This is a genomic window from Enterobacter sp. PGRG2, assembly GCF_030291195.1.
GTDB lineage: Bacteria > Pseudomonadota > Gammaproteobacteria > Enterobacterales > Enterobacteriaceae > Enterobacter_D.
Map to the genome: position 1 here is coordinate 3,736,292 of NZ_CP127837.1, position 19,350 is coordinate 3,755,641.

17 protein-coding genes and 3 tRNA genes are annotated in these 19,350 nt (G+C 53.8%); 1 reads left to right on the plus strand and 19 read right to left on the minus strand.

From position 1 onward, the window contains the following. Positions 1–73: 73 nt before the first annotated feature. The 6 genes from QRD42_RS16640 to uvrY all read right to left on the minus strand — a co-directional run bounded on the left by QRD42_RS16640 (position 74) and on the right by uvrY (position 3,615). A tRNA-Leu gene (locus QRD42_RS16640) sits at positions 74–159 on the minus strand. 12 nt (positions 160–171) lie between these two features. Further along, positions 172–245 (minus strand) — tRNA-Cys (locus QRD42_RS16645). A 52-nt stretch (positions 246–297) separates the two neighbouring features. Then, a tRNA-Gly gene (locus QRD42_RS16650) sits at positions 298–373 on the minus strand. Between the two features lie 150 nt (positions 374–523). Continuing rightward, positions 524–1,072, minus strand: coding sequence for a CDP-diacylglycerol--glycerol-3-phosphate 3-phosphatidyltransferase (gene pgsA, locus QRD42_RS16655; RefSeq protein ID WP_072568894.1), 549 nt, complete (start codon positions 1,070–1,072; stop codon positions 524–526). A 57-nt stretch (positions 1,073–1,129) separates the two neighbouring features. Beyond that, positions 1,130–2,962 carry an excinuclease ABC subunit UvrC gene (gene uvrC / locus QRD42_RS16660; RefSeq protein ID WP_321987653.1) on the minus strand — a complete coding sequence of 611 codons (1,833 nt, stop codon included), beginning with the start codon at positions 2,960–2,962 and terminating at the stop codon, positions 1,130–1,132. After that, a complete protein-coding gene (gene uvrY, locus QRD42_RS16665) occupies positions 2,959–3,615 on the minus strand; it encodes a UvrY/SirA/GacA family response regulator transcription factor (protein ID WP_072568896.1) in 657 nt (218 codons plus the stop codon). Before uvrY ends, uvrC begins: the two co-directional genes overlap by 4 nt. Positions 3,616–4,071: 456 nt before the next feature. Between uvrY and QRD42_RS16670 the strand changes: the two genes are divergently transcribed. Then, positions 4,072–4,296 (plus strand): DUF2594 family protein, encoded by a 225-nt coding sequence (locus tag QRD42_RS16670; RefSeq protein ID WP_072568897.1) that lies wholly within the window; start codon positions 4,072–4,074, stop codon positions 4,294–4,296. A gap of 70 nt (positions 4,297–4,366) precedes the next feature. Here QRD42_RS16670 and sdiA read toward each other — a convergent pair whose 3' ends face one another. The 13 genes from sdiA to QRD42_RS16735 form a co-directional block, all read right to left on the minus strand. Then, positions 4,367–5,089, minus strand: coding sequence for a transcriptional regulator SdiA (gene sdiA / locus QRD42_RS16675; protein WP_318364683.1), 723 nt, complete (start codon positions 5,087–5,089; stop codon positions 4,367–4,369). Between the two features lie 277 nt (positions 5,090–5,366). Then, positions 5,367–6,119, minus strand: coding sequence for an L-cystine ABC transporter ATP-binding protein TcyN (gene tcyN, locus QRD42_RS16680; RefSeq protein WP_321987654.1), 753 nt, complete (start codon positions 6,117–6,119; stop codon positions 5,367–5,369). Then, the gene (gene tcyL / locus QRD42_RS16685; protein ID WP_072568900.1) at positions 6,116–6,784 is read right to left on the minus strand and encodes a cystine ABC transporter permease; all 669 of its coding nucleotides are present in this window, start codon (positions 6,782–6,784) and stop codon (positions 6,116–6,118) included. Before tcyL ends, tcyN begins: the two co-directional genes overlap by 4 nt. A 21-nt stretch (positions 6,785–6,805) precedes the next feature. Then, the gene (dcyD, locus tag QRD42_RS16690; protein WP_072568901.1) at positions 6,806–7,792 is read right to left on the minus strand and encodes a D-cysteine desulfhydrase; all 987 of its coding nucleotides are present in this window, start codon (positions 7,790–7,792) and stop codon (positions 6,806–6,808) included. A 106-nt stretch (positions 7,793–7,898) separates the two neighbouring features. After that, positions 7,899–8,699: a cystine ABC transporter substrate-binding protein gene (gene tcyJ / locus QRD42_RS16695; RefSeq protein WP_072569473.1), complete on the minus strand. Its 801-nt coding sequence runs from the start codon at positions 8,697–8,699 to the stop codon at positions 7,899–7,901. A gap of 86 nt (positions 8,700–8,785) precedes the next feature. Further along, on the minus strand, positions 8,786–9,337 hold the full coding sequence (gene fliZ / locus QRD42_RS16700) for a flagella biosynthesis regulatory protein FliZ (protein WP_318377573.1): 552 nt from the start codon (positions 9,335–9,337) through the stop codon (positions 8,786–8,788). Between the two features lie 56 nt (positions 9,338–9,393). After that, on the minus strand, positions 9,394–10,113 hold the full coding sequence (locus QRD42_RS16705) for an RNA polymerase sigma factor FliA (protein WP_072568903.1): 720 nt from the start codon (positions 10,111–10,113) through the stop codon (positions 9,394–9,396). A gap of 282 nt (positions 10,114–10,395) precedes the next feature. Further along, positions 10,396–11,460 carry an FkbM family methyltransferase gene (locus tag QRD42_RS16710; RefSeq protein WP_321987655.1) on the minus strand — a complete coding sequence of 355 codons (1,065 nt, stop codon included), beginning with the start codon at positions 11,458–11,460 and terminating at the stop codon, positions 10,396–10,398. Positions 11,461–11,477: 17 nt separating this feature from the next. Continuing rightward, the gene (locus QRD42_RS16715) at positions 11,478–12,755 is read right to left on the minus strand and encodes an ATP-grasp domain-containing protein (protein ID WP_321987656.1); all 1,278 of its coding nucleotides are present in this window, start codon (positions 12,753–12,755) and stop codon (positions 11,478–11,480) included. A gap of 6 nt (positions 12,756–12,761) precedes the next feature. Then, entirely contained in the window at positions 12,762–13,748 is a 987-nt protein-coding gene (locus QRD42_RS16720) for a hypothetical protein (RefSeq protein WP_321987657.1), read from the minus strand. Positions 13,749–13,756: 8 nt separating this feature from the next. Continuing rightward, positions 13,757–14,449 carry a WbqC family protein gene (locus QRD42_RS16725; protein WP_321987658.1) on the minus strand — a complete coding sequence of 231 codons (693 nt, stop codon included), beginning with the start codon at positions 14,447–14,449 and terminating at the stop codon, positions 13,757–13,759. Between the two features lie 13 nt (positions 14,450–14,462). Continuing rightward, positions 14,463–15,608, minus strand: a complete 1,146-nt coding sequence (locus QRD42_RS16730) for a DegT/DnrJ/EryC1/StrS family aminotransferase (RefSeq protein ID WP_072568908.1) — start codon at positions 15,606–15,608, stop codon at positions 14,463–14,465. 157 nt (positions 15,609–15,765) lie between these two features. After that, positions 15,766–19,287 (minus strand): glycosyltransferase, encoded by a 3,522-nt coding sequence (locus tag QRD42_RS16735; protein ID WP_321987659.1) that lies wholly within the window; start codon positions 19,285–19,287, stop codon positions 15,766–15,768. Positions 19,288–19,350: the final 63 nt, after the last annotated feature.

A 19,350-nucleotide genomic window follows, 5' to 3' on the forward strand; every position in this document is an offset into this window, starting at 1 on the left:
TCAGGCATAAAAAAACCACCCGAAGGTGGCTTACACGACACTGCTTATCATTGATTTTATTCGAGGTTTCCCATGGTACCCGGAGCGGGACTTGAACCCGCACAGCCATAAGCCGAGGGATTTTAAATCCCTTGTGTCTACCGATTTCACCATCCGGGCTCGGGAAGAAATTGGAGGCGCGTTCCGGAGTCGAACCGGACTAGACGGATTTGCAATCCGCTACATAACCGCTTTGCTAACGCGCCGAAAATCTTCAGGTCTTGCGACCAGCATCCGCAATATGCCGATGCTATAAACTGGAGCGGGAAACGAGACTCGAACTCGCGACCCCGACCTTGGCAAGGTCGTGCTCTACCAACTGAGCTATTCCCGCAATATCTTGTGATTAGCTAATCACTTGATTTTACTATCTTCTGGCAAGCAGTGCCGCCGTCTGATGCGATGCATTCTACTTACCTGACGCACTGAGTCAACGATATTTTTTCAAACTCAGGATCGTTTGCTGAAATTTACGGCGAAACGATCACGGTTCAAGCAAATCGCCGCGCGCGGCGTTTAAATATTGCAGCATAGACCACAGCGTCAGCACCGCAGCCACAAACAGCAGGCCTACGGCCGCGTATTCCGTGAGCTGGTTAGGACGCCACAGCAGCCCCACCAGCGCCACCATCTGCGCCGTGGTTTTCACTTTACCGATCCAGGAGACGGCCACGCTGCTACGTTTGCCCATTTCCGCCATCCACTCACGCAGCGCAGAGATGATGATCTCGCGCGCAATCATGGTTGCCGCCGGTAAGGTTACCCACCATACGTGATAGTGCTGGACAACCAGCACCATCGCAATAGCCACCAGCACTTTATCGGCGACCGGATCGAGAAACGCGCCAAAACGCGTGCTCTGATTCCAGCGCCGCGCCAGAAACCCGTCAAACCAGTCAGTGATCGCCGCAAAGCAGAAAATCAGCGCACATGCAAAAGGAGCCCAGACGAACGGCAGATAAAATGCCACCACGAAGAACGGGATCAAAATGACTCGAAAAAGCGTTAGTAACGTCGGGATATTAAATCGCATAGTGACGGGTAACTGTCTGTTGTCAGTAAAAATTAGCTCTATGTTGCTACATAGCCCTTAATGTTTCAACGAGTAGTAGATCTTTTCTGCCAGGCCTTGCGAAATACCCGGCACTTTTGCAATTTCCTCAATAGTGGCATTGAGTAAACCTTGCAAACCGCCCATGTATTTCAACAACATTTGCCGACGTTTCGGCCCTACGCCCTCGATAGTTTCAAGCGTACTGGTATTTTTAACTTTTGCCCGTTTTTTTCGATGTCCGCTGATGGCGTGATCGTGTGACTCGTCGCGAATGTGCTGGATCACATGCAGCGCCGGGGAGTCCGGCGGCAGGTTAAAGCCCTCGCCTTCCGGTTCGAAGAACAGCGTTTCCAGCCCGGCTTTACGATCGGTGCCTTTTGCCACCCCCAGTAATAAGGGATGATGCTTATCCCAGGGAACATCCAGTTCAGCAAACACCGCTTTTGCCTGACCCAGCTGCCCTTTCCCGCCGTCGATCAGCACCACGTCGGGAACTTTACTCTCCTCGATTGCCTTGCCGTAACGACGGCGCAGCACCTGGTTCATCGCCGCGTAATCATCGCCGGGGGTAATGCCGGTAATATTGTAGCGGCGATACTCGGCGCGCACCGGGCCATTGGCATCAAATACCACGCAGGACGCCACCGTCTGTTCACCCATGGTATGACTGATGTCAAAACACTCCATGCGCTTTACTTCCGGCAGCTTGAGCATAGCGGCGAGTGCCGCCATACGCTGATGAATGGTCGACTGCTGCGAAAGCTTAGTGCTCAGCGCTGTCGCAGCATTGGTGCGAGCCAGTTTCAGGTAACGCGCCCGATCGCCGCGCGGTTTGGTCTGCACGTTTACGCGCCGCCCCGCAACCGCCGACAGGGAATCCGCCAGCAGCGTTTTGTCCGTCAGATTAAAGTCCAGCAGGATCTCGGAAGGCAGCGTGCGCATCTGGCTACCCTGCAGGTAGAACTGACCGACGAAAGTTTCCACCACCTCGCCAAGCTCAGTGCCGCCCGGAACTTTCGGGAAATAGCTGCGGCTGCCGAGCACTTTTCCCTGACGAATAAACAGCACGTGGACACAGGCCATGCCCGCATCAAAGGAGACGCCAATCACGTCCAGATCGTCGCCGGTATTGGAGACAAACTGTTTTTCCGTGACGCGTCTGACCGCCTGGATCTGATCGCGTATCCGCGCCGCCTGTTCAAAGTCCAGCGCCAGGCTGGCCTTTTCCATACGTTCGATCAGCAGGTTCAACACCTGATCGTCTTTCCCCGCCAGGAACAGCCGGACGTAATCCACCTGCTGCGCATACTCTTCCTCGCTGACCAGTCCTGCCACACAGGGGCCCAGACAGCGGCCAATCTGATATTGCAGGCACGGGCGCGAGCGGTTGCGATAAACGCTGTTTTCGCACTGGCGGATGGGGAAAATCTTCTGCAGCAGCGCCAGGGTTTCGCGCACCGCATAGCCGTTCGGGAAAGGCCCAAAATACTCGCCTTTCGCATGCTTTGCGCCACGGTGCGTGGCCAGCCGCGGATGGGTATCGGCGCTCAGGAAAATGAAAGGATAGGATTTATCATCCCGCAGCAGCACGTTGTAACGTGGCTGATACAGTTTGATGTAGTTATGTTCAAGCAACAGGGCTTCAGTCTCGGTATGGGTAACCGTGACGTCGATTTGCTGGATTTGCGACACCAGCGCCTCGGTTTTCCGTGAGCCGACGTTGGTACGAAAATAGCTGGACAGCCGCTTCTTGAGATCTTTGGCTTTACCGACATAAATGACGGTACCGCCGGCATCATACATACGGTAGACGCCGGGTTTGCTGGTCACCGTGCTCAGGAAGGCTTTGGGTTCAAAAACTTCACTCACTGACTTGATAACGTCTCCGCATTACACAGACCATGTCGAATGGCCAGATGGGTCAGCTCAACATCGCCGTGAATGTTTAATTTACTGAACATCCGGTAGCGATAGCTGTTCACCGTCTTCGGGCTGAGATTCAGTTGCTCTGAGATCTCATTCACCTTCTGGCCTTTGGTAATCATCAGCATAATCTGCAACTCGCGTTCCGACAAACTTGCGAACGGCGATGCGGTTTTTTCCGGCTCAATCTGACTGAGCGCCATCTGCTGGGCAATGTCCGAGGCAATATAGCGCTGACCGGCATACACAGAGCGAATGGCGTTAACCATCTCTTTAGGCGCAGCGCCTTTGCTCAGATAGCCAGCCGCGCCCGCCTGCATCACTTTCGCCGGCAGCGGGTTTTCAGTATGCACGGTAAGCATAATGACTTTGGTGTCAGCGGTTGAGCGCGCGATTTTACGCGTGGCTTCAAGGCCGCCAATACCGGGCATGTTCATATCCATCAATACGACGTCGACAGGATTAGCGCGACACCATTTAACAGCATCTTCGCCACAGCAAACCTCGCCGGAAACTTTTATACCCTTAATATCTTCCAGAATGCGTCGTATCCCTGCGCGCACCAGTTCGTGGTCATCAACAAGAAGGACGTTGATCAAAGGAAATCTCCAGAATAGGGATAACGCTACTTTCAGTTAATTCTGCACATATTACCGTTTTTTAGCGCAAGATAAAAATCCAAAAATGCGCAGGGTACGTTTTCGGTCAGGCAGGTGGAAACAGGACTGTACAATTTCCGGAAAGAAAAAGTGCTAAATGACGTCTAAAGTGGCCGATTTAAGCAGCGTTTATTCAAAGATTTAAATATCACCGGATAAACGAAGCGGTAATTAATGACTGTCATTTAACAATATTTAACCAGCGGGATACCGGCTATAAACATATATTGTGTAACAGATAATTATACTGGTTATCATTTATGGGATTAATTTGTTAAACGGCATCAATAACGATCAAAAAACAAGCACTGCTATTTTTTGCCGGCCTTGTGGTATACTCCGCCGCCTTCACATTCACTGGCGCATTCAGGCGCTGTTACATACCGAGGACGTTACATGAACACACCCGATTTCACTACTGCCGAAAATGGCCCTGAACTGGCTCAGGAAGTCTCCTGCATGAAAGCGCTGGTAACCCTGATGTTACAGGCGATGGGCCAGGCAGACGCAGGCCGGGTGATCCTGAAGCTGGAAAAGCAGATTGCCCAGATGGAAGATACGGCGCAGGCTGACGTCTTTGCTGCCACTGTTAAGCAGATTAAACAGGCTTACCGTCAGTAATAAAAAACCGGCTGACAGTGTGTTGCCCTGTCAGCCGGTGTAACGTTCGACACGCGAAACGTATCGTCTTTCAGATAAACCCTGTCGCCGCCGCATAGCAGGCTATCTGCGTTTTATTAGGCGCATTGAATTTTTTCTGCATATTTTTCTGGTGGAAGTTCACCGTATTCTCCGAGATGGACAGGATCATCGCAATCTCCGCCGAGGTCTTCCCTTCCGCCGTCCACTTCAGGATCTCACGCTCGCGTTTGCTGAATTTCATCTCCGGCGCGGCCACAGTATCATCATTCAGCTTGCTCAGCGTCAGCAGGCTCATCTGCACCAGAAATTGCAGGCGTAACTCTATCTCATCGTCAGAGCGCGTTTTACCGCGCACATCGGTGCGGGATACAGAAAGAAAGCCCATCGCCCGGTTGGGCAGCATCAGGCACTGGGTGACGCCTTTACGCAGACCATGATCGCGCGCGCCATCCCATAAAGGCTGGGCTTCGCTAAATAAGCGATCGCTCCACGGCAGGTGTCCCTGAATAAAATTCTCAGGCCTCAGCACCGGATCGATGGCGAAATAGTTTTCCGCCTGATAATGCGAGGTCCATGCGTGAGGGTAAGTGGTCTCCAGGGATAATTTGGGCCGCGTGAAAGGCACAGGATGCCGCACACAAAGTGAGAAATAATCAAATTCCAGCTGCTGCGTCTGACGCTGTAGCTCGTTATAAACCTCTGCCGCTGATGTCATCCCCTGAAAAAGATGCAGCAACTCCCGTCGCCAGGTGAAAAAGTCTGTCTCCTGCATATATACCGGTAAAACCCCTGCTTGTTATCATCATTATTATGAATGTATAAAACTAACACATAAAACTTATTTATAAATACAAAATAACGACCTGGTATGGAATAACCCGCATCTTATTGTCGATTCATTGTACTGGTCAGCATTAATAGCGGTATTTCAAATACCGCTTTAGAAATATTTAGAATAATTCAGACCAAAAGGAAATATTGCAACTGCCCGATAAAAAACTTAACTTAAGATAAATTAAAGCAGGATCGCCTGAGGCGATCCGCCTTTGTTATTGCATGAGGAATTTTTCGAGGAACTGTTGGGTGCGCGGCTGTTGCGGATTAGCAAACAGATCTTTTGCCGGGCCCTGTTCGACAATACGCCCCTGATCCATAAAAATGGCACGATCGGCGACATCGCGGGCAAAGCTCATCTCATGAGTAACGATCACCATGGTGCGCTTTTCCTGCGCCAGTTGACGAATGGTGCTCAGTACCTCGCCCACCAGTTCGGGATCGAGCGCGGAGGTCGGCTCATCAAAAAGAATGACATCCGGACGCATTGCCAGCGCACGGGCAATGGCCACGCGCTGTTGCTGCCCGCCGGATAAACGCTTCGGATAGCTGGTTTCCTTGCCGCTCAGTCCCACTTTCGCCAGCAGTTCTCTGGCGCGGGTGGCCGCCTCGGTTTTTGCTTCGCCTTTGACGATGACCGGCCCCTCAATAATGTTCTCCAGCACCGTGCGGTGCGGGAACAGATTAAAACTCTGAAAGACAAAGCCCACGCGCTGACGCAGTTCACGGATAGCCGCTTTTTGCGAGCTGAGCGACCGTCCGGCATCGATGGCAATCTTACCTACCCGAATGGTGCCGCTTTCCGGCTGTTCCAGCAGGTTGATACTACGCAGCAGCGTGGTTTTACCGGATCCGCTAGGCCCGATAATCGCCACCACTTCGCCCTCTTCCACTTCGAGGTTAATACCGTGCAGCACCGTCTGGCCGTGAAACTTCTTCACCAGGTCTTTTACTTCAATCGCACTCATTTTGGATCACGCTCCTGGCGGTTAAGCTGATTTTCAAAATAATTTTGCAGCGCCGACAGCACCGTCGCCATCACCCAGTAAATCAGGGACGCGGCCAGATACATAGTGAACACTTCCAGCGTACGGGAGGTGATCAGCTGGGCCTGACGGAACAGCTCCGGCACCTGAATGGTGGCCGCCAGCGAGGTGTCTTTCACCAGACTAATAAAACTGTTGCTCAGCGGCGGTAACGCCACCCGCGCCGCCTGCGGCAAAATCGCCCGGCGTAGCGTCTGCCATGGCGTCATACCGATACTGGCCGCCGCTTCCCACTGACCTTTGTCGATGGAGGAAATAGCCGCGCGCAGCGTTTCTGAAGTATAGGCCGCGGTGTTGAGCGACAGGCCAATCATCGCCGCCGGAAGCGGATCCAGTTCGATCCCGAACTGCGGTAGCCCGTAGTAAATCATAAATAGCTGCGCGATCAGCGGCGTGCCACGGAAGACAGAGATATAAAAGCGCGCCAGCCAGCGGATCGGCAGCAGCGGCGACATGCGCATCAGCGCCAGAATAAAGCCCAGCAGCAGGCCAAAAAACATGCCGCCGATACTGAGCTGTAGCGTAAATACCGCCCCGCGAAGCAGGAAGGGCGCGGAGTCGATCACCAGTTGTATACTTTCTTGCATTATCGTTCTTCTGTTCGCAAATCAGACATGGGGGTGGTAGGCGAAAAGCGCCGGTGCGCCACCTGTGTGTATAAACAGAACCGGTCCCTGATCCTTAAAGCGATTCTGACTGATACCGTCAATCAAGCCCGCCATGGCTTTGCCGGTGTACACCGGATCGAGCAAAATGCCTTCCAGACGCGCCAGCAGTTTTACTGCTTCCAGCCCTTCCGGGTTAGGCGTGCCGTAGGATGGCGCAAAATAGTCGTCCCACAACACAATGTCCGCGCGGGTCTGTACGTCCAGCAGGGTATCCAGCTCCTTAACCAGCGTGGCCACTTTCGGCTGCTGATCCGCCACGCTGCGCGATACCGTGACGCCAATCAGCTCCGCCTGCGGCATTAACTGCCCGAGGCCCACCGCCAGTCCGGCATGCGTCCCGGCGCTGCCGGAGGCCACCACCACCGAGGAAATGTCCACCGTATCTTCGCACTGGCGGGTGATTTCCAGCGCGCTTTCCACATAGCCAAGCGCCCCCAGCGCGTTGGATCCGCCCACCGGGATCACATACGGACGAAAACCCTGGGCTTCAACGCGCGTCGCCAGTTCATCCAGCTGGCGAACCGGATCGGTCAGCGCGTCGCACATCTCTATTTGCGCGCTGAACAGATCCAGCAGCAGGCGGTTGCCATTAGTGAGGTAGTTTTCGGCGCGGGTGCCGATGGGATTTTCCAGCAGCGCCACGCAGTTCAGCCCCAGCTTCGCCGCCACCGCCGCCGTCTGACGTACGTGGTTGGACTGGATGGCGCCTGCGGTCACCAGCGTATCGGCCCCTTCGCGCAGCGCATCGGCGGCGAGGAACTCCAGCTTACGCAGCTTGTTGCCGCCCATGGCAATCGGCGTCACATCATCGCGCTTGATGAAGATCTCGCGGCCCAGATAATCGGAAAAACGCGGCAGGTACTCCAGCGGCGTGGGCGCGCCGATAAATTCGAGGCGGGGAAAACGGGTTAAATTATGCAGGGACATGAAATCTCCGGTGCTGTGTAACGAATCATTCACTGATTATGCACGGTACGGCGCAATAAATAAAAAAGGCGCTCTAATCAGCGCCTTTTTCGTTAACTGCCGATGATTATTTCGTCACGTCAGCGCCAAACCACTTCTCAGACAGCGCCTTCAGGGTGCCGTCTTTCTGCATATCCGCAATGGCGGCATCGATAGCTTTCAGCAGATCGTCATCGCCTTTACGCACGGCCACGCCCGCTTCCTGACGGGAGAACGCATCGCCTGCTACCGCCAGCGTGTCTTTGGTTTTCTTCACCAGGTCCAGCGCCGCCAGGCGATCCACCAGAATGGCGTCGATACGGCCTACGCGCAGATCCTGATATTTGGTCGGGTCATCGTCATAGGTACGAATGTCCACGCCCTGTACATTCTGGCGCAGCCACTCTTCATAGTTGGTGCCGAGGCCCACGCCGACTTTTTTGCCTTTCAGATCGGCAGCGGTTTTGATGCCGCTTTCGTTACCTTTTTTCACCAGCGCCTGGATACCGGAGATGGTGTACGGCGTGGAGAAATCATATTTTTTCTTACGCTCATCGGAGATGGTGACCTGGTTAATCACCACATCAATGCGTTTGGAGTCCAGCGACGCCAGCATGCCGTCCCACTTGGTAGGCTTAAGATCGGCTTTCACGCCAAGATGTTTTGCCAGCTCCTGCGCAAACTCCACTTCGAAGCCAGTCAGTTTGCCGTCATCTCCCTGGAAGCTGAAGGGCGGATAAGTGCCTTCCAGCCCAACCAGTAAGGTTCCGCGTTCTTTAACTTTATTAAGCACATTATCTGCCGCGAACGTCGTCGCGCTCATACCTGCTACCAGCGCAACAGCCATAACGCCCATCAGCGCCTGACGACCTAACTGAACAAGTTTCATAGTCACCCCGAATAAGAAAATTTTCACGATAGTGCATGGTGTATGGCCTGTTGGTCAAACACCACTACGCTACATGTTATTCATTTTTAATATATATCAGAAGTTGCCTGAGGCGCGATTTTCTGCGCGGCGATAAAGTGGGATTGTGACCTGAACTGGGCGTACTTGCGCAGCGCAATCCGGTAGTTATTGGTGCTGGTCAACGGCAGCCAGGGTTCCAGGACTTCATCAAGGAAGCCATCAGCCAGCTGATCGTGAGAAACATTATTTTCCGTAAGATGGTTGCCAAGACGGCGCAGGCGGACAACATACTCACGCACCGTGCCGTGGCTCATTTCGGTTTGCTCAAACAGATACTGTTTAAAACCGATAATATCGAAGAAATCGCTCTGCTCTTTGCAGTGCAAATCGCCGCAGAAACGACATAGCGCGACCCACTCTTGCTGTTCCTGTTGCCAGGCGGCTTCGTCCAGCAGGGTGTCGAGGCGGGAAATCGCGATCTTGTTAACGATCTCACCGCGGCGCACCAGCGTGATGCGATCGAGCAGTTTGTGGCAATGCGCACAATGCGTCTGGCTGTGTTTAAAGTCTTTCAGGTAGCGGCTTAAGGGCCGTCTTTTAGCGTGCTGCACCGTCATGATAACTCCTGGTTGTCAATACGTTGTGCGGCATTCTTCAGGCGATAAACACGTGCCTATAACTTACCCAGCTTGGTACGTAAGCGCTTAATGGCCTGGCTATGGAGCTGGCTCACCCGCGACTCGCCGACTTCCAGCACCGCGCCAATCTCTTTGAGATTAAGCTCTTCCTGGTAGTACAGCGTCAGGACCAGTTGCTCACGTTCCGGCAAGGCTTCGATAGCCTCCATCACGCGATGGCGCAAATTGCTCTCCAGCAACTGGTGTAACGGGTTCTCCTGCTGGTGATCGTCGGTCACCAGCTCGATGCTATCGCCATGCTCTTCCCGCCACTCGTCATAAGAGAAGAGCTGGCTGTTATTGGTATCGAGCAACATCTGACGATATTCTTCGACAGGAATACTCAGCCGCTGCGCGACCTCGGTTTCCGTCGCGTTGCGTCCCAGTTCCTGCTCCAGCTGTCCCATCGCCTGTGCCACTTCGCGGGCATTACGCCGGACGCTGCGCGGCACCCAATCACGGCTGCGCAGTTCATCCAGCATCGCCCCACGAATACGCTGCACTGCGTAAGTGGTAAATGCCGTTCCTTGCAGAGCGTCGTACCGGTCAACTGCATTCAGTAAACCGATGCCGCCCGCTTGTAGCAGATCGTCCAGTTCCACACTCGCCGGCAGACGCACCTGCAGGCGCAATGCTTCATGACGCACAAGTGGTACATAACGCTGCCACAGCGAGTGTTTATCCATTACACCTTCAGCGGTATACATTGAATTCACGATAAACAGCCCTGCGTTAATGAGTTATCGGCATGATTATCCGATTCTGGAGGGGTTTTAATCGGATGAATAGTGGGTGAAATGGGCGGTTATTTGCCTTCATTAAGCCAAATCCTAAGCGCGGAAGCATAAAATGTACAAAAAATACCTGTTAATCAACAGCTCAGCTAAAAACCTGTTTTAGCTCACAATCCATAATAAAATTGCGCGTGTCATCGACAAAAAAATAGCGAACGGGGAACATTACCTTGCTTCCCCGTTTCATCTTTATGCGCTTACTGGTCAGACCGGAATAAAGTAAAAAACGGTTTCCAGCACCCCTTCGGTATAGTGGCGCAGATACAGCTTATAATCCGATCGGAACGAGAAGACCAGCTCAGGCAATTTCCAGTAATCATCAACCCGGTGATAGCAGCAAATCGCCAGCGCCGGATGATGCGTAATAATCGACTGGCGCGCGCCTTCCAGCGCCGCATATTCGTGGCCCTCTACGTCCATTTTGATAAAGGTGGGCGCTTCGGTTACCAGCGAATCAATGGTATCGACGTTAATAACGATATCGCCGTTCTCATCAAGGTGTGACCAGCTGCCGGAGGAGGTGAATGTCAGCGTCTCTTTCTTATTTGAGGCACCGCACTGATGATAATAAATATCACGTTCGTTTGTTAATTTTTCCTTTATCACCGCCATCTGCCGCGGCTCAGGTTCAAACAGATCGACCCGATGATACGCCGGACAGCGGCGAATAAACTCGCGCGCCGTTTCACCGTCAAAACTGCCGACGTCGACAAATACGGGTTTTTCCGTATGCAGATTAACAAAGGGTTCGAAATAGCTTTCCTGGGGGCGGAACGTAAACCAGGACATCAGGTTAAGATCCTCTTCCAGCCTGAATTTTACCAGCCGGGAAAAGGTTTCGCGTGAAATGTCATCCGCCAGCAAAGCCGCGATACGATCGTATTTCTCGCGATTGTTCCGGTAATCGTCCTGAAAGGCTGCGGATGAAACAAACGCGCCTTCTTTTAGCGGGAAATCAACGTAGTTTTTAAATGAAAAATAGTCGATAACCTGTCTGCCGCTGCTTTTCAGCAGGCGATCCACGCTCACCGGACGGCCATCGACAATTGCAGACAGCACGATGGCGTGCTGCGGAACATCAGCCATTTTTACCACCGGCAGGCCGGCAAATTCGCGCTCAGTGGTAAAATCATCAATAACGCCATCCGGCGTTATATATTCAGCGATGCTGGCCGCATAAGGCGTACGCCCGAAAATATAACGGGGAACCTCTCCCCGCATAAAGGCGTCGCAGAGTGGGCGAAGGTGCTCGCTGCATGTATTCGTCATGAAAACCTCATTCACAATCACTTGATATAAAAATCGACGGCGTCGACGTCGAGCACCAGCACATCTTCCCGCTGCGCGACATCAAGGCGCTCCGGGAAATAGTTATCGATAAAAATGGCCGGACCGCTGATATACGCCGATTTCTTTTCACCTTCTTTGAGGTGAATAATCTCATCGAACAGCAGCGGTGAAATTGCCGCGCGATGCAGGGTTTCAATCGGCTCATGTACATGGCGGGTAATTAAATAAAGGCGCTTGCCGTCTATCCGGCACTGATATAAAAACGCCAGCACCGTGGGATTCGGCTGGCCGTTGATGATCAGCGTATCGTCAAAATCGACATACACATGCTCATACTGCAATGCGGTATCAGCGCGTGTGCGGATGGCGCGCTCAACCAGCGTGACGTGCGGCGTTACCAGCGGCGACACGTCGCGCCCCATATAATCATGCAGCGCCATCAGCGGTAAATTCACCCCGCGGGCGCGTTGCGCCACCATGGTCCCCGCGACACGGCAGGAGATTTCCAGCAGCTTCCAGCGATCAAAGCTATCCTGTTTAAGCTGGAAGAACCAGGGGCCGCGCAGAGTTACGCGTTCATTGATCTCTGCAGCGATGGTGGCAATCTCATCATCCACAGGAAGCAAAGTGGAACGCATGGCGATCCCCGCTCTGATACGCTCACGAGTACGCGGCCCGGCCCACACCAGCTTGCCGTTGCGATCGGTAAAACAGTCGACGGTGACTTCCCGGCCCGGCAGATATTCCACGATCACCGGCATGTCCATCGTCGTTATCGCCTGCGCAAGCTGTTGCGCATCGGCGGCCAGCACCACGCCGTTACCACCCTGCCCGCAGTCGGGTTTGACAATCACCGGCCAGTGTTGTGGTTCTGCGCCCGGCGGATACATTTCAGGTACCCAGTCCGTACCCGCAAAAGCCTGATAGGTGAGACTCTTTCGCCGCGCCAGTTGGGTGGTATGCGGATCGCCGTTCACCAGATAACAGCCCGCTAATTCCGCCATGCCCGCGAGTTTTTCACAGACGGTATCATGGGTGGCGAAAATCACATCAATCTGTTGTGTTTTCAGCAGATCGCCAAAATAACCGTTGAATGCCGGATCGTGAATAAAAGGCACATCACCGATATAGTCAGAAAAATGAAAACGACCGTGATCTTCAACGCTGGACGCGCCAATTAAACGGTTAACGTGCAGGGAGTAACGCAGTGACTGAGCTATCTCACCGGCATTTTCTGAACCGCAGGGAAACACCAGTACGTTTAATTTTTTCATTATTATTCAGTCCTTATCGCCATCTTCCACCACCGCCCTGACAATGTCGCTTAATTGCTGCATATCGCTTTCGCTGTAACGCTGGTCGCACGGCAAGGGAACCATATAATTGACAAAATTTGCTTCAATGCTGTCCGCTGTAACGCGATCCAGTACTTCCCGCCAGTAGGTCGCCACAAAGACGCCCCGGGCAATTAATGCCGCATGCAATGAGCGGGCAGGAAAATAAAACGGGTAACAAAAAGGGCCGCTGACGGGTAATGCAGGAAAGCGAAACGCATTCAGATCCGCAAGACGGGCGCGGAGCAGGCGATAATTTCGCTCGCGGATCTGCTGGATCTCGCGGTAATTTACCGCGCGCAATAACCTGTCGGTCAGTGCCGACATGCCGCTGGCCGAAATGGTGCTCAGCGCCGCTTCCGCCTGCAAAAACGCGCCATAGCCTGACCGGGTATCGTATTCATGCTGCAGCAATAAATGCGCGGTATGACTGTGCGTCTCTTCTGTCGGCTCATCCGCAGGCGGCAGGGTTATTGCCGTTTGCAGTAATCCCCCGTCGGCAACGCCAAAGAATTTACGCGGCGACCAGAGACAGGCCAGCGCCTTTGGCGGCGGGGAATAAAATCCCTGGGAGCGATCGATAATAACGCTTTGCGCCGGTAACAGGCGTAATAACCTTTCGCTCTGCGCCTCGCAGTGGCCTAAATAATCGACGTATAACAGACAGTCATCCGCGCCGAAGGCTTCAGATAACTGCGGGAAATAGTCGTCATCCAGCTGATACCAGATGATTTCCACGCCGGATGCCGTCACCGCATCAATTACGCTCTGACAAATTAACACCGGCATCCAGAGACGCTGTGGACGACGGGTCATCAGCAGGTGATAAAGTGCATTGCGGGCAGAACGATATTGCCGTGCATGCGGATAATAATGCGGTTGCGGGGCAGGTAATTCTAACGGGAAATAGCCGCCGAAAGTTTTGGTTGTCATGGGCGGCTTTACTCAGTGTAGTGATAATAATCCAGCGCCTGGCGCACGGCATCCGGAGTGCAGTACATCAGCACATCAATAATGGACAAATTCGGCACAAATTCAGGCGTTCCCTGATCATAGGCGACATTATTTGCCTGCAGAAAACGCAGTACGATCCCCTGTGCCGCGAAAGCCGCGGCAGAATAAAGGTGCCGTCCACCCGTACTGTTAACGTAAATATCGCCACCCAGCGCGTTACACATGCCGATCACTTTATTTTCGGCGTTCTCCGTGCGGTCATAGTCGAGTTCGGATGAGCGGATCAGCCGCCGCGTCAGGCCGAGATAAGCGAGGATATTTTCCATTCCCCGCTGGCAACAGGCGGTAATATCACGATCCTGATGCAGTAATACGTCCTCGATAAGCGGCATAACGTCAGAATACGCCGGGGCGTGCCGGTAACTCTGGCGCAGCGTCTTAAGCAGCTTCTCAACCTGGGTATCAAATGCCAGTTCGCCAATACGTTTATTGGATGACGCGCCGGGCACCGGCAGCGTAAAGCGCTGCGCCTGCCCCGCCGCTAATAACGTATTGCGGTTGATGTAGCCCTGTTTGATGTAGCAGGCATCGTCATAAAGCACGAAAACGTCCGCCTGCGCCAGCAGCTGAAAATAGCCAATCCACGGGAAAAGATAGGGCTGCATGATCGACACAATCATCTGCCTGCCCTCATCACCCGGCTTCGTCCATTTTAGGCTCCACGCCCACCAGCGCGGCGGATTTAATGATGTCGGCGATGCGCATCTGATCGTGACGCGCCAGATCCGGATAAATGGGCAGACAGAGGATCTCTTCCGCCACCTGATTGGCTACCGGCAGCAGCGATTTGGCGGCGCTGTTCAGCCCGCGATACATCGGGAAGCTGCTGATCAACGGATAAAAATAGCGGCGCGACATGATGCCGTTTTGTTTCAGCAGCGCATAAAGCTCGTCACGCTTCAGGGGGTAATCTTTACTGATGCGCACCGGGAAATAGGCATGGTTCCAGTCGGTGCTTTCCGGCACAGAGAGCAGCGTCATGCCCGGCACGTCGGCCAGCAGTTCGCGGTAATACGCATCAATAGCTGCCCGCTTATCCAGCGCGTCATCAATATGCTGCAACTGCATTAGCCCAAAGGCCGCCTGCAGTTCGTTCATTTTGCCGTTGATCCCCGCCGCCACCACGGTGGTTTCATCGGCAAAACCAAAGTTTTTAAGGTAATCAATACGCTGCTTCATTTTGGCGTCGCGACAGACGATCGCCCCGCCCTCAATGGTGTTGAACACTTTGGTGGCGTGGAAGCTCAGCACGGAGAGATCGCCGTGATTCAGGATGCTGTTGTCCTGCTGGCGAACGCCAAAGGCATGTGCGGCGTCATAAATCACTTTCAGGCCGTAAATATCGGCAATGCGCTGGATCTTGTCGACATCGCACGGGATACCGTAGCAGTGCACCGGCATAATGGCGGTTGTCTGCGGGGTGATCAGCTCTTCGATGCGCTCCGGGCAGATATTAAAGGTTTTCGGATCAATATCCGCGAATACCGGCGTCAGGCCGTTCCACAACAGAGTGTGAGAGGTGGCGACGAAGGAGTATGGCGTGGTGATCACTTCCCCGGTCACGCGCAACGCCTGCAGGGCAGTTAACAGCGCCAGCGTACCGTTGGAAAACAGGCAGACGTGATTAACGCCAAGATACCGGGCAAGGGCTTCTTCAAGCTCCTGATGGAATTCGCCACCGTTGGTAAGGATCTTGTTCTGCCAGATTTTCTCGAGATACGGCATGAATTTTTCGAGAGGGGGCAAAAGCGGACTGGTGACAAAAATGTTATCGCCCATGAGCAAGCCTGCAAGGTAAAGAGGAATGTTCTCATAATAGCGAGGGGGGCATGGAGCTTATCGGTAAAACAACAGGCATTTTACGCCCTATTTGATGTGAACGCTCAGACAGGCGCAGGGTGGACAGTCGCAGAAACGGCCCACCCTGCTGATGGCCTTAGCCAGGCAGCCAGGCTTTCGCCCACTGGGTAACGTTATCGCTGTTCAGCGTCCAGTCGCGTCTGATTTCATCATACAGCTCACGTCCCATACGTTCACTGGCGCCTGCGTTATCCAGATGGAAACGAATCGCATCCACCCAGTCTTTATAACGGTTTTTCACCCGCGTGACCGAATTAATGGTCTGATAACAGGCCACGTCGCTGCAAATAACCGGAATGGCGCAGGCACCGTATTCCATCAGGCGCAGGTTACTTTTACAGGCGTTGAAGATGTTGTCTTCCACCGGAGCAAGCGCCAGATCGAGATTCAGCGACGCCAGCTTTTGGGGGTACATTTCAATATCAATACCTGAGTGGAATTCATGGATCCACGGCAGCAGTTTTGGCGGACACATGCCGAAGAAGACCCACTCCACTTCATCCGCAAAGGCTTTGATCACATCGGCGATCATTTCCAGATCGCCGGTATGGCTGGAGCCGCCCGCCCAGCCGACGCGCGGTTTTTTACCCTGCTGACGTAAGCTGGTTAATCCACCCCACCAGTCTTCCGGCAGACGGTTATGCATCACCACAATATCCGGGTGCAGGTCGGAGAACGCTTCCGCCAGCGGCGCGGTAGAAACCACAAAGCGGTCCATATAGCTCAGGCTTTTGCGCAGCATCTTAATGACATCCACGCTGAATTCCGCGCGGTGCACGTTCTTTATGGGCAGGTTAGTCAGATAATCATCCAGCTCATAGACCATAAACGTATTATCGATGCGGGAAACCCGCTTCGCCCAGGCATGAAATTCCGGGGTCAGCTGACGCTGGAAGATAATACTGTCCGGCTGGAAACGTTTCAGATACGGAATACTGAGGAAGGTTTCTGATAATTTTCCGTCGGCAATGGCGAGGCGCTCCATCGCCTCAAAGGGTTTGATGACGCGGTAATAACCACATCCGGCGTAATCCGCCATATGCGGGATCACCACCGGTAGCGGTTTCCACGACAACGGACGCCAGCTCAGCAGGCTGTCAGGGCAGACCATAAACTGCTCGCTGCTGAGCGACAGGTTGGTGTTGTACGCCGGATCGCTGGCGATCTGCGGCTCCCAGCGTCTGAACATTTCATCTTCTGCCGTCTCTATCGCCTCCTGGCGTACCGCTTCATCCTTTTCACTTAGGGCCACTTTACTCGCCACCGAGCGGATCACGGTTGCCGACGGCGTCCAGACGGTCAGCCAGCCCTGAGCGCGGGCGCGCAGACATAAATCCACGTCCCAGAAGTCCTGAATAGTCTCATCCACGCCGGACAGCGTGTTAAAGACGTCGCGTTTAATAACCAGCAAATCGCCGGACACCGCGCTGTAGTTCTGATCGAAATGCAGGCGACCCATATGACCTTTATCGTCATTATTCGCCCCGAAGAAGGCTTCCCCTGCCACACCGTTTAAGCCCAGCACGTAACCGGCATGGCGCACGGTGCCGTCGCTGTACAACTGCTTGCCGCCGACGATCGCCACTTCCGGGCGCAGCGCGTGGTTAAGCAGTTTTGACAGCCAGTCTGGCTGGCTGATGATCACATCCGGGTGGAGGATGGTGAGATATTCCCCCTGCGCCAGGGTTGAAGCCTGATTGATGGTCGCCGCGCGGCTAAGCACCGCATCGGTGAGCGCGACCTTAATGCGCTGCGGATCGATTTCCGCCAGCGACGCCATCCACTGCTGCATCTCCAGCGGCGCGGCGCCATCGCCCACCACGATCAGCTCATAAGGCGACCAGGTTGTTTTTTCGATAAGCGAGGTTACACAGGTGATCAAATTAGCCAGCACCCTGCCTGCCGGGATGATAATCGATACCAGCGGCGCAGCGGCGTGGGCATAATCAATATGGCAATGACCATAAATATCGCGGGTCAGGCGCGCGTGGGGATAGCCACGGTTCGCCAGGTGACGCAGCAGGATCTGATTTTCTTCTTTTACCGCAAGCGTGCGATCCGGGGTAATAAACAGCGGCTCGGCCAGGTGACCAATGGCCGAAAAACCATTGTTTTCAATCAGGCGCACCAGAATATCAAATTCAAAGGCCGCGCCAGCCTGCACATCAAATTTACCCGCCTGGTTTACGATCTCGCCGCGCAGCAGCCAGCCATACCCCATTACCGCAGGGTTGCTTAAAAACATATCCAGGCTGAAATCAGGGCGGAAACGCGCGCCGATGGGCTGGTCGTTAACGTAAAAAATTTCGTCGCCGCACACCGCCAGCAAGCCTGTGGCCTCAACCAGCGTGGTTGACAGGGAGATCAGGCCAGAAGGGGTAAAAGTGGTGCCCGCCAGCACCACCAGATGCCAGGCCTGCGGCGCGGCTGCCGCCCGTTCATTCATCACATTTACGATGCCTGAATCTGCGGGCAATGTCGTGACACCCTCCAGTTCGAGGTCGGTGATGACAACAGGCGTGATTATCAGCGAGGAAAAATAGCGGCTGTTCAACGAGGCCAGCGTGCTGTATATCGCCGTGGCGGTCGCCTGACGGCCATCAATCAGCAGGGTTAACTCTGCCGCTTCACGCCCTGCCAGATGATCGGCAATCAGCTGTTCCTGGGTTGCCGTCAGTTTTCTGACCGACATCCAGTGCTCGAACATGCTTTGTTTCAGGCCATCTTCCAGCTGTTGCTCAATATTTTCTACGCGTACGGCGGTCACATCATCCAGCGGCGCTACGCGGGCAAACCCAGGCGCAACGGTGTCGTCCGCGCCCCACCCTTTGAGGGTCAGGAGTTCCGGGAATCGTTTATGGGATTCTGCCGCCCTTTTATCCTTCATACGTCCCAACTGGCTGACCTGTTGGTGCGAAACCCTGAAGCTCGACAGCGGCTCCACCAGATAGGCCAGATCGCTGTTGCGCAGAATTTTGGTGTACATCACCAGGTCGCCGAGAAAATACATCAGCTCGCCGTCAATGTTACACAGACGATCTTCATGGGCGATTAACGCCAGCAGATCTTCCCGGTAAAACAGCACCGTACTGGGTTCACCGATAAAGTTGACAATGCCCTTGTGCTGAAAACGGATCACATCGTTACCGTTCAGTACCGAATCGGCTTTTACCGGCGCGGCATTGGCTCTGTCGTCCACCATGCGCTCGCCCTTGACATCAATACGATGACGGCGCGAGGTGGCAATGCGAATAGCTGGCGATTTTTCAATGGCGGCCACCAGCGCCGACACGCAGCCCGGCGCCAGCACATCGTCATCGAACAGATATTTAAGGTATTTCCCTTCCGCCATTTCGATGCACTGCTCATAGTTAAGCAGTTCACCGAGCGCCGGTTTATTGCGGATATAACGCAGCGGCACAGCGGTTTTTTTCTGCCACTTTTCGACAATGTCCTTGATCTCGTCAGTCGCGCAATCGTCGCTGACGATCACTTCGAAATTACTGTGATCCTGAGACAGCGCGCTGCAAAGCGCCTCTTCAAACCAGGCCGATTTATACGCGGGTATTACAATACTGACGAGAGCGGGCTGTGCCATGGATAATTTCCTGATGTGCTTCCAATACCAACTGTTAACCTAGCGCATTTACGTTTTTTCAAT

What these genes read in the sequence shown, in the direction of transcription:
- QRD42_RS16735 (WP_321987659.1), bottom strand. Translation starts at nt 19,287, where the DNA reads ATGGCACAGCCCGCTCTCGTCAGTATTGTAATACCCGCGTATAAATCG.
- QRD42_RS16715 (WP_321987656.1), bottom strand. Translation starts at nt 12,755, where the DNA reads ATGAAAAAATTAAACGTACTGGTGTTTCCCTGCGGTTCAGAAAATGCC.
- QRD42_RS16720 (WP_321987657.1), bottom strand. Translation starts at nt 13,748, where the DNA reads ATGACAACCAAAACTTTCGGCGGCTATTTCCCGTTAGAATTACCTGCC.
- tcyJ (WP_072569473.1), bottom strand. Translation starts at nt 8,699, where the DNA reads ATGAAACTTGTTCAGTTAGGTCGTCAGGCGCTGATGGGCGTTATGGCT.
- QRD42_RS16725 (WP_321987658.1), bottom strand. Translation starts at nt 14,449, where the DNA reads ATGATTGTGTCGATCATGCAGCCCTATCTTTTCCCGTGGATTGGCTAT.
- QRD42_RS16670 (WP_072568897.1), top strand. Translation starts at nt 4,072, where the DNA reads ATGAACACACCCGATTTCACTACTGCCGAAAATGGCCCTGAACTGGCT.
- QRD42_RS16730 (WP_072568908.1), bottom strand. Translation starts at nt 15,608, where the DNA reads ATGGGCGATAACATTTTTGTCACCAGTCCGCTTTTGCCCCCTCTCGAA.
- tcyL (WP_072568900.1), bottom strand. Translation starts at nt 6,784, where the DNA reads ATGCAAGAAAGTATACAACTGGTGATCGACTCCGCGCCCTTCCTGCTT.
- dcyD (WP_072568901.1), bottom strand. Translation starts at nt 7,792, where the DNA reads ATGTCCCTGCATAATTTAACCCGTTTTCCCCGCCTCGAATTTATCGGC.
- QRD42_RS16710 (WP_321987655.1), bottom strand. Translation starts at nt 11,460, where the DNA reads ATGACGAATACATGCAGCGAGCACCTTCGCCCACTCTGCGACGCCTTT.
- pgsA (WP_072568894.1), bottom strand. Translation starts at nt 1,072, where the DNA reads ATGCGATTTAATATCCCGACGTTACTAACGCTTTTTCGAGTCATTTTG.
- sdiA (WP_318364683.1), bottom strand. Translation starts at nt 5,089, where the DNA reads ATGCAGGAGACAGACTTTTTCACCTGGCGACGGGAGTTGCTGCATCTT.
- fliZ (WP_318377573.1), bottom strand. Translation starts at nt 9,337, where the DNA reads ATGACGGTGCAGCACGCTAAAAGACGGCCCTTAAGCCGCTACCTGAAA.
- tcyN (WP_321987654.1), bottom strand. Translation starts at nt 6,119, where the DNA reads ATGAGTGCGATTGAAGTAAAAGACCTGGTGAAGAAGTTTCACGGCCAG.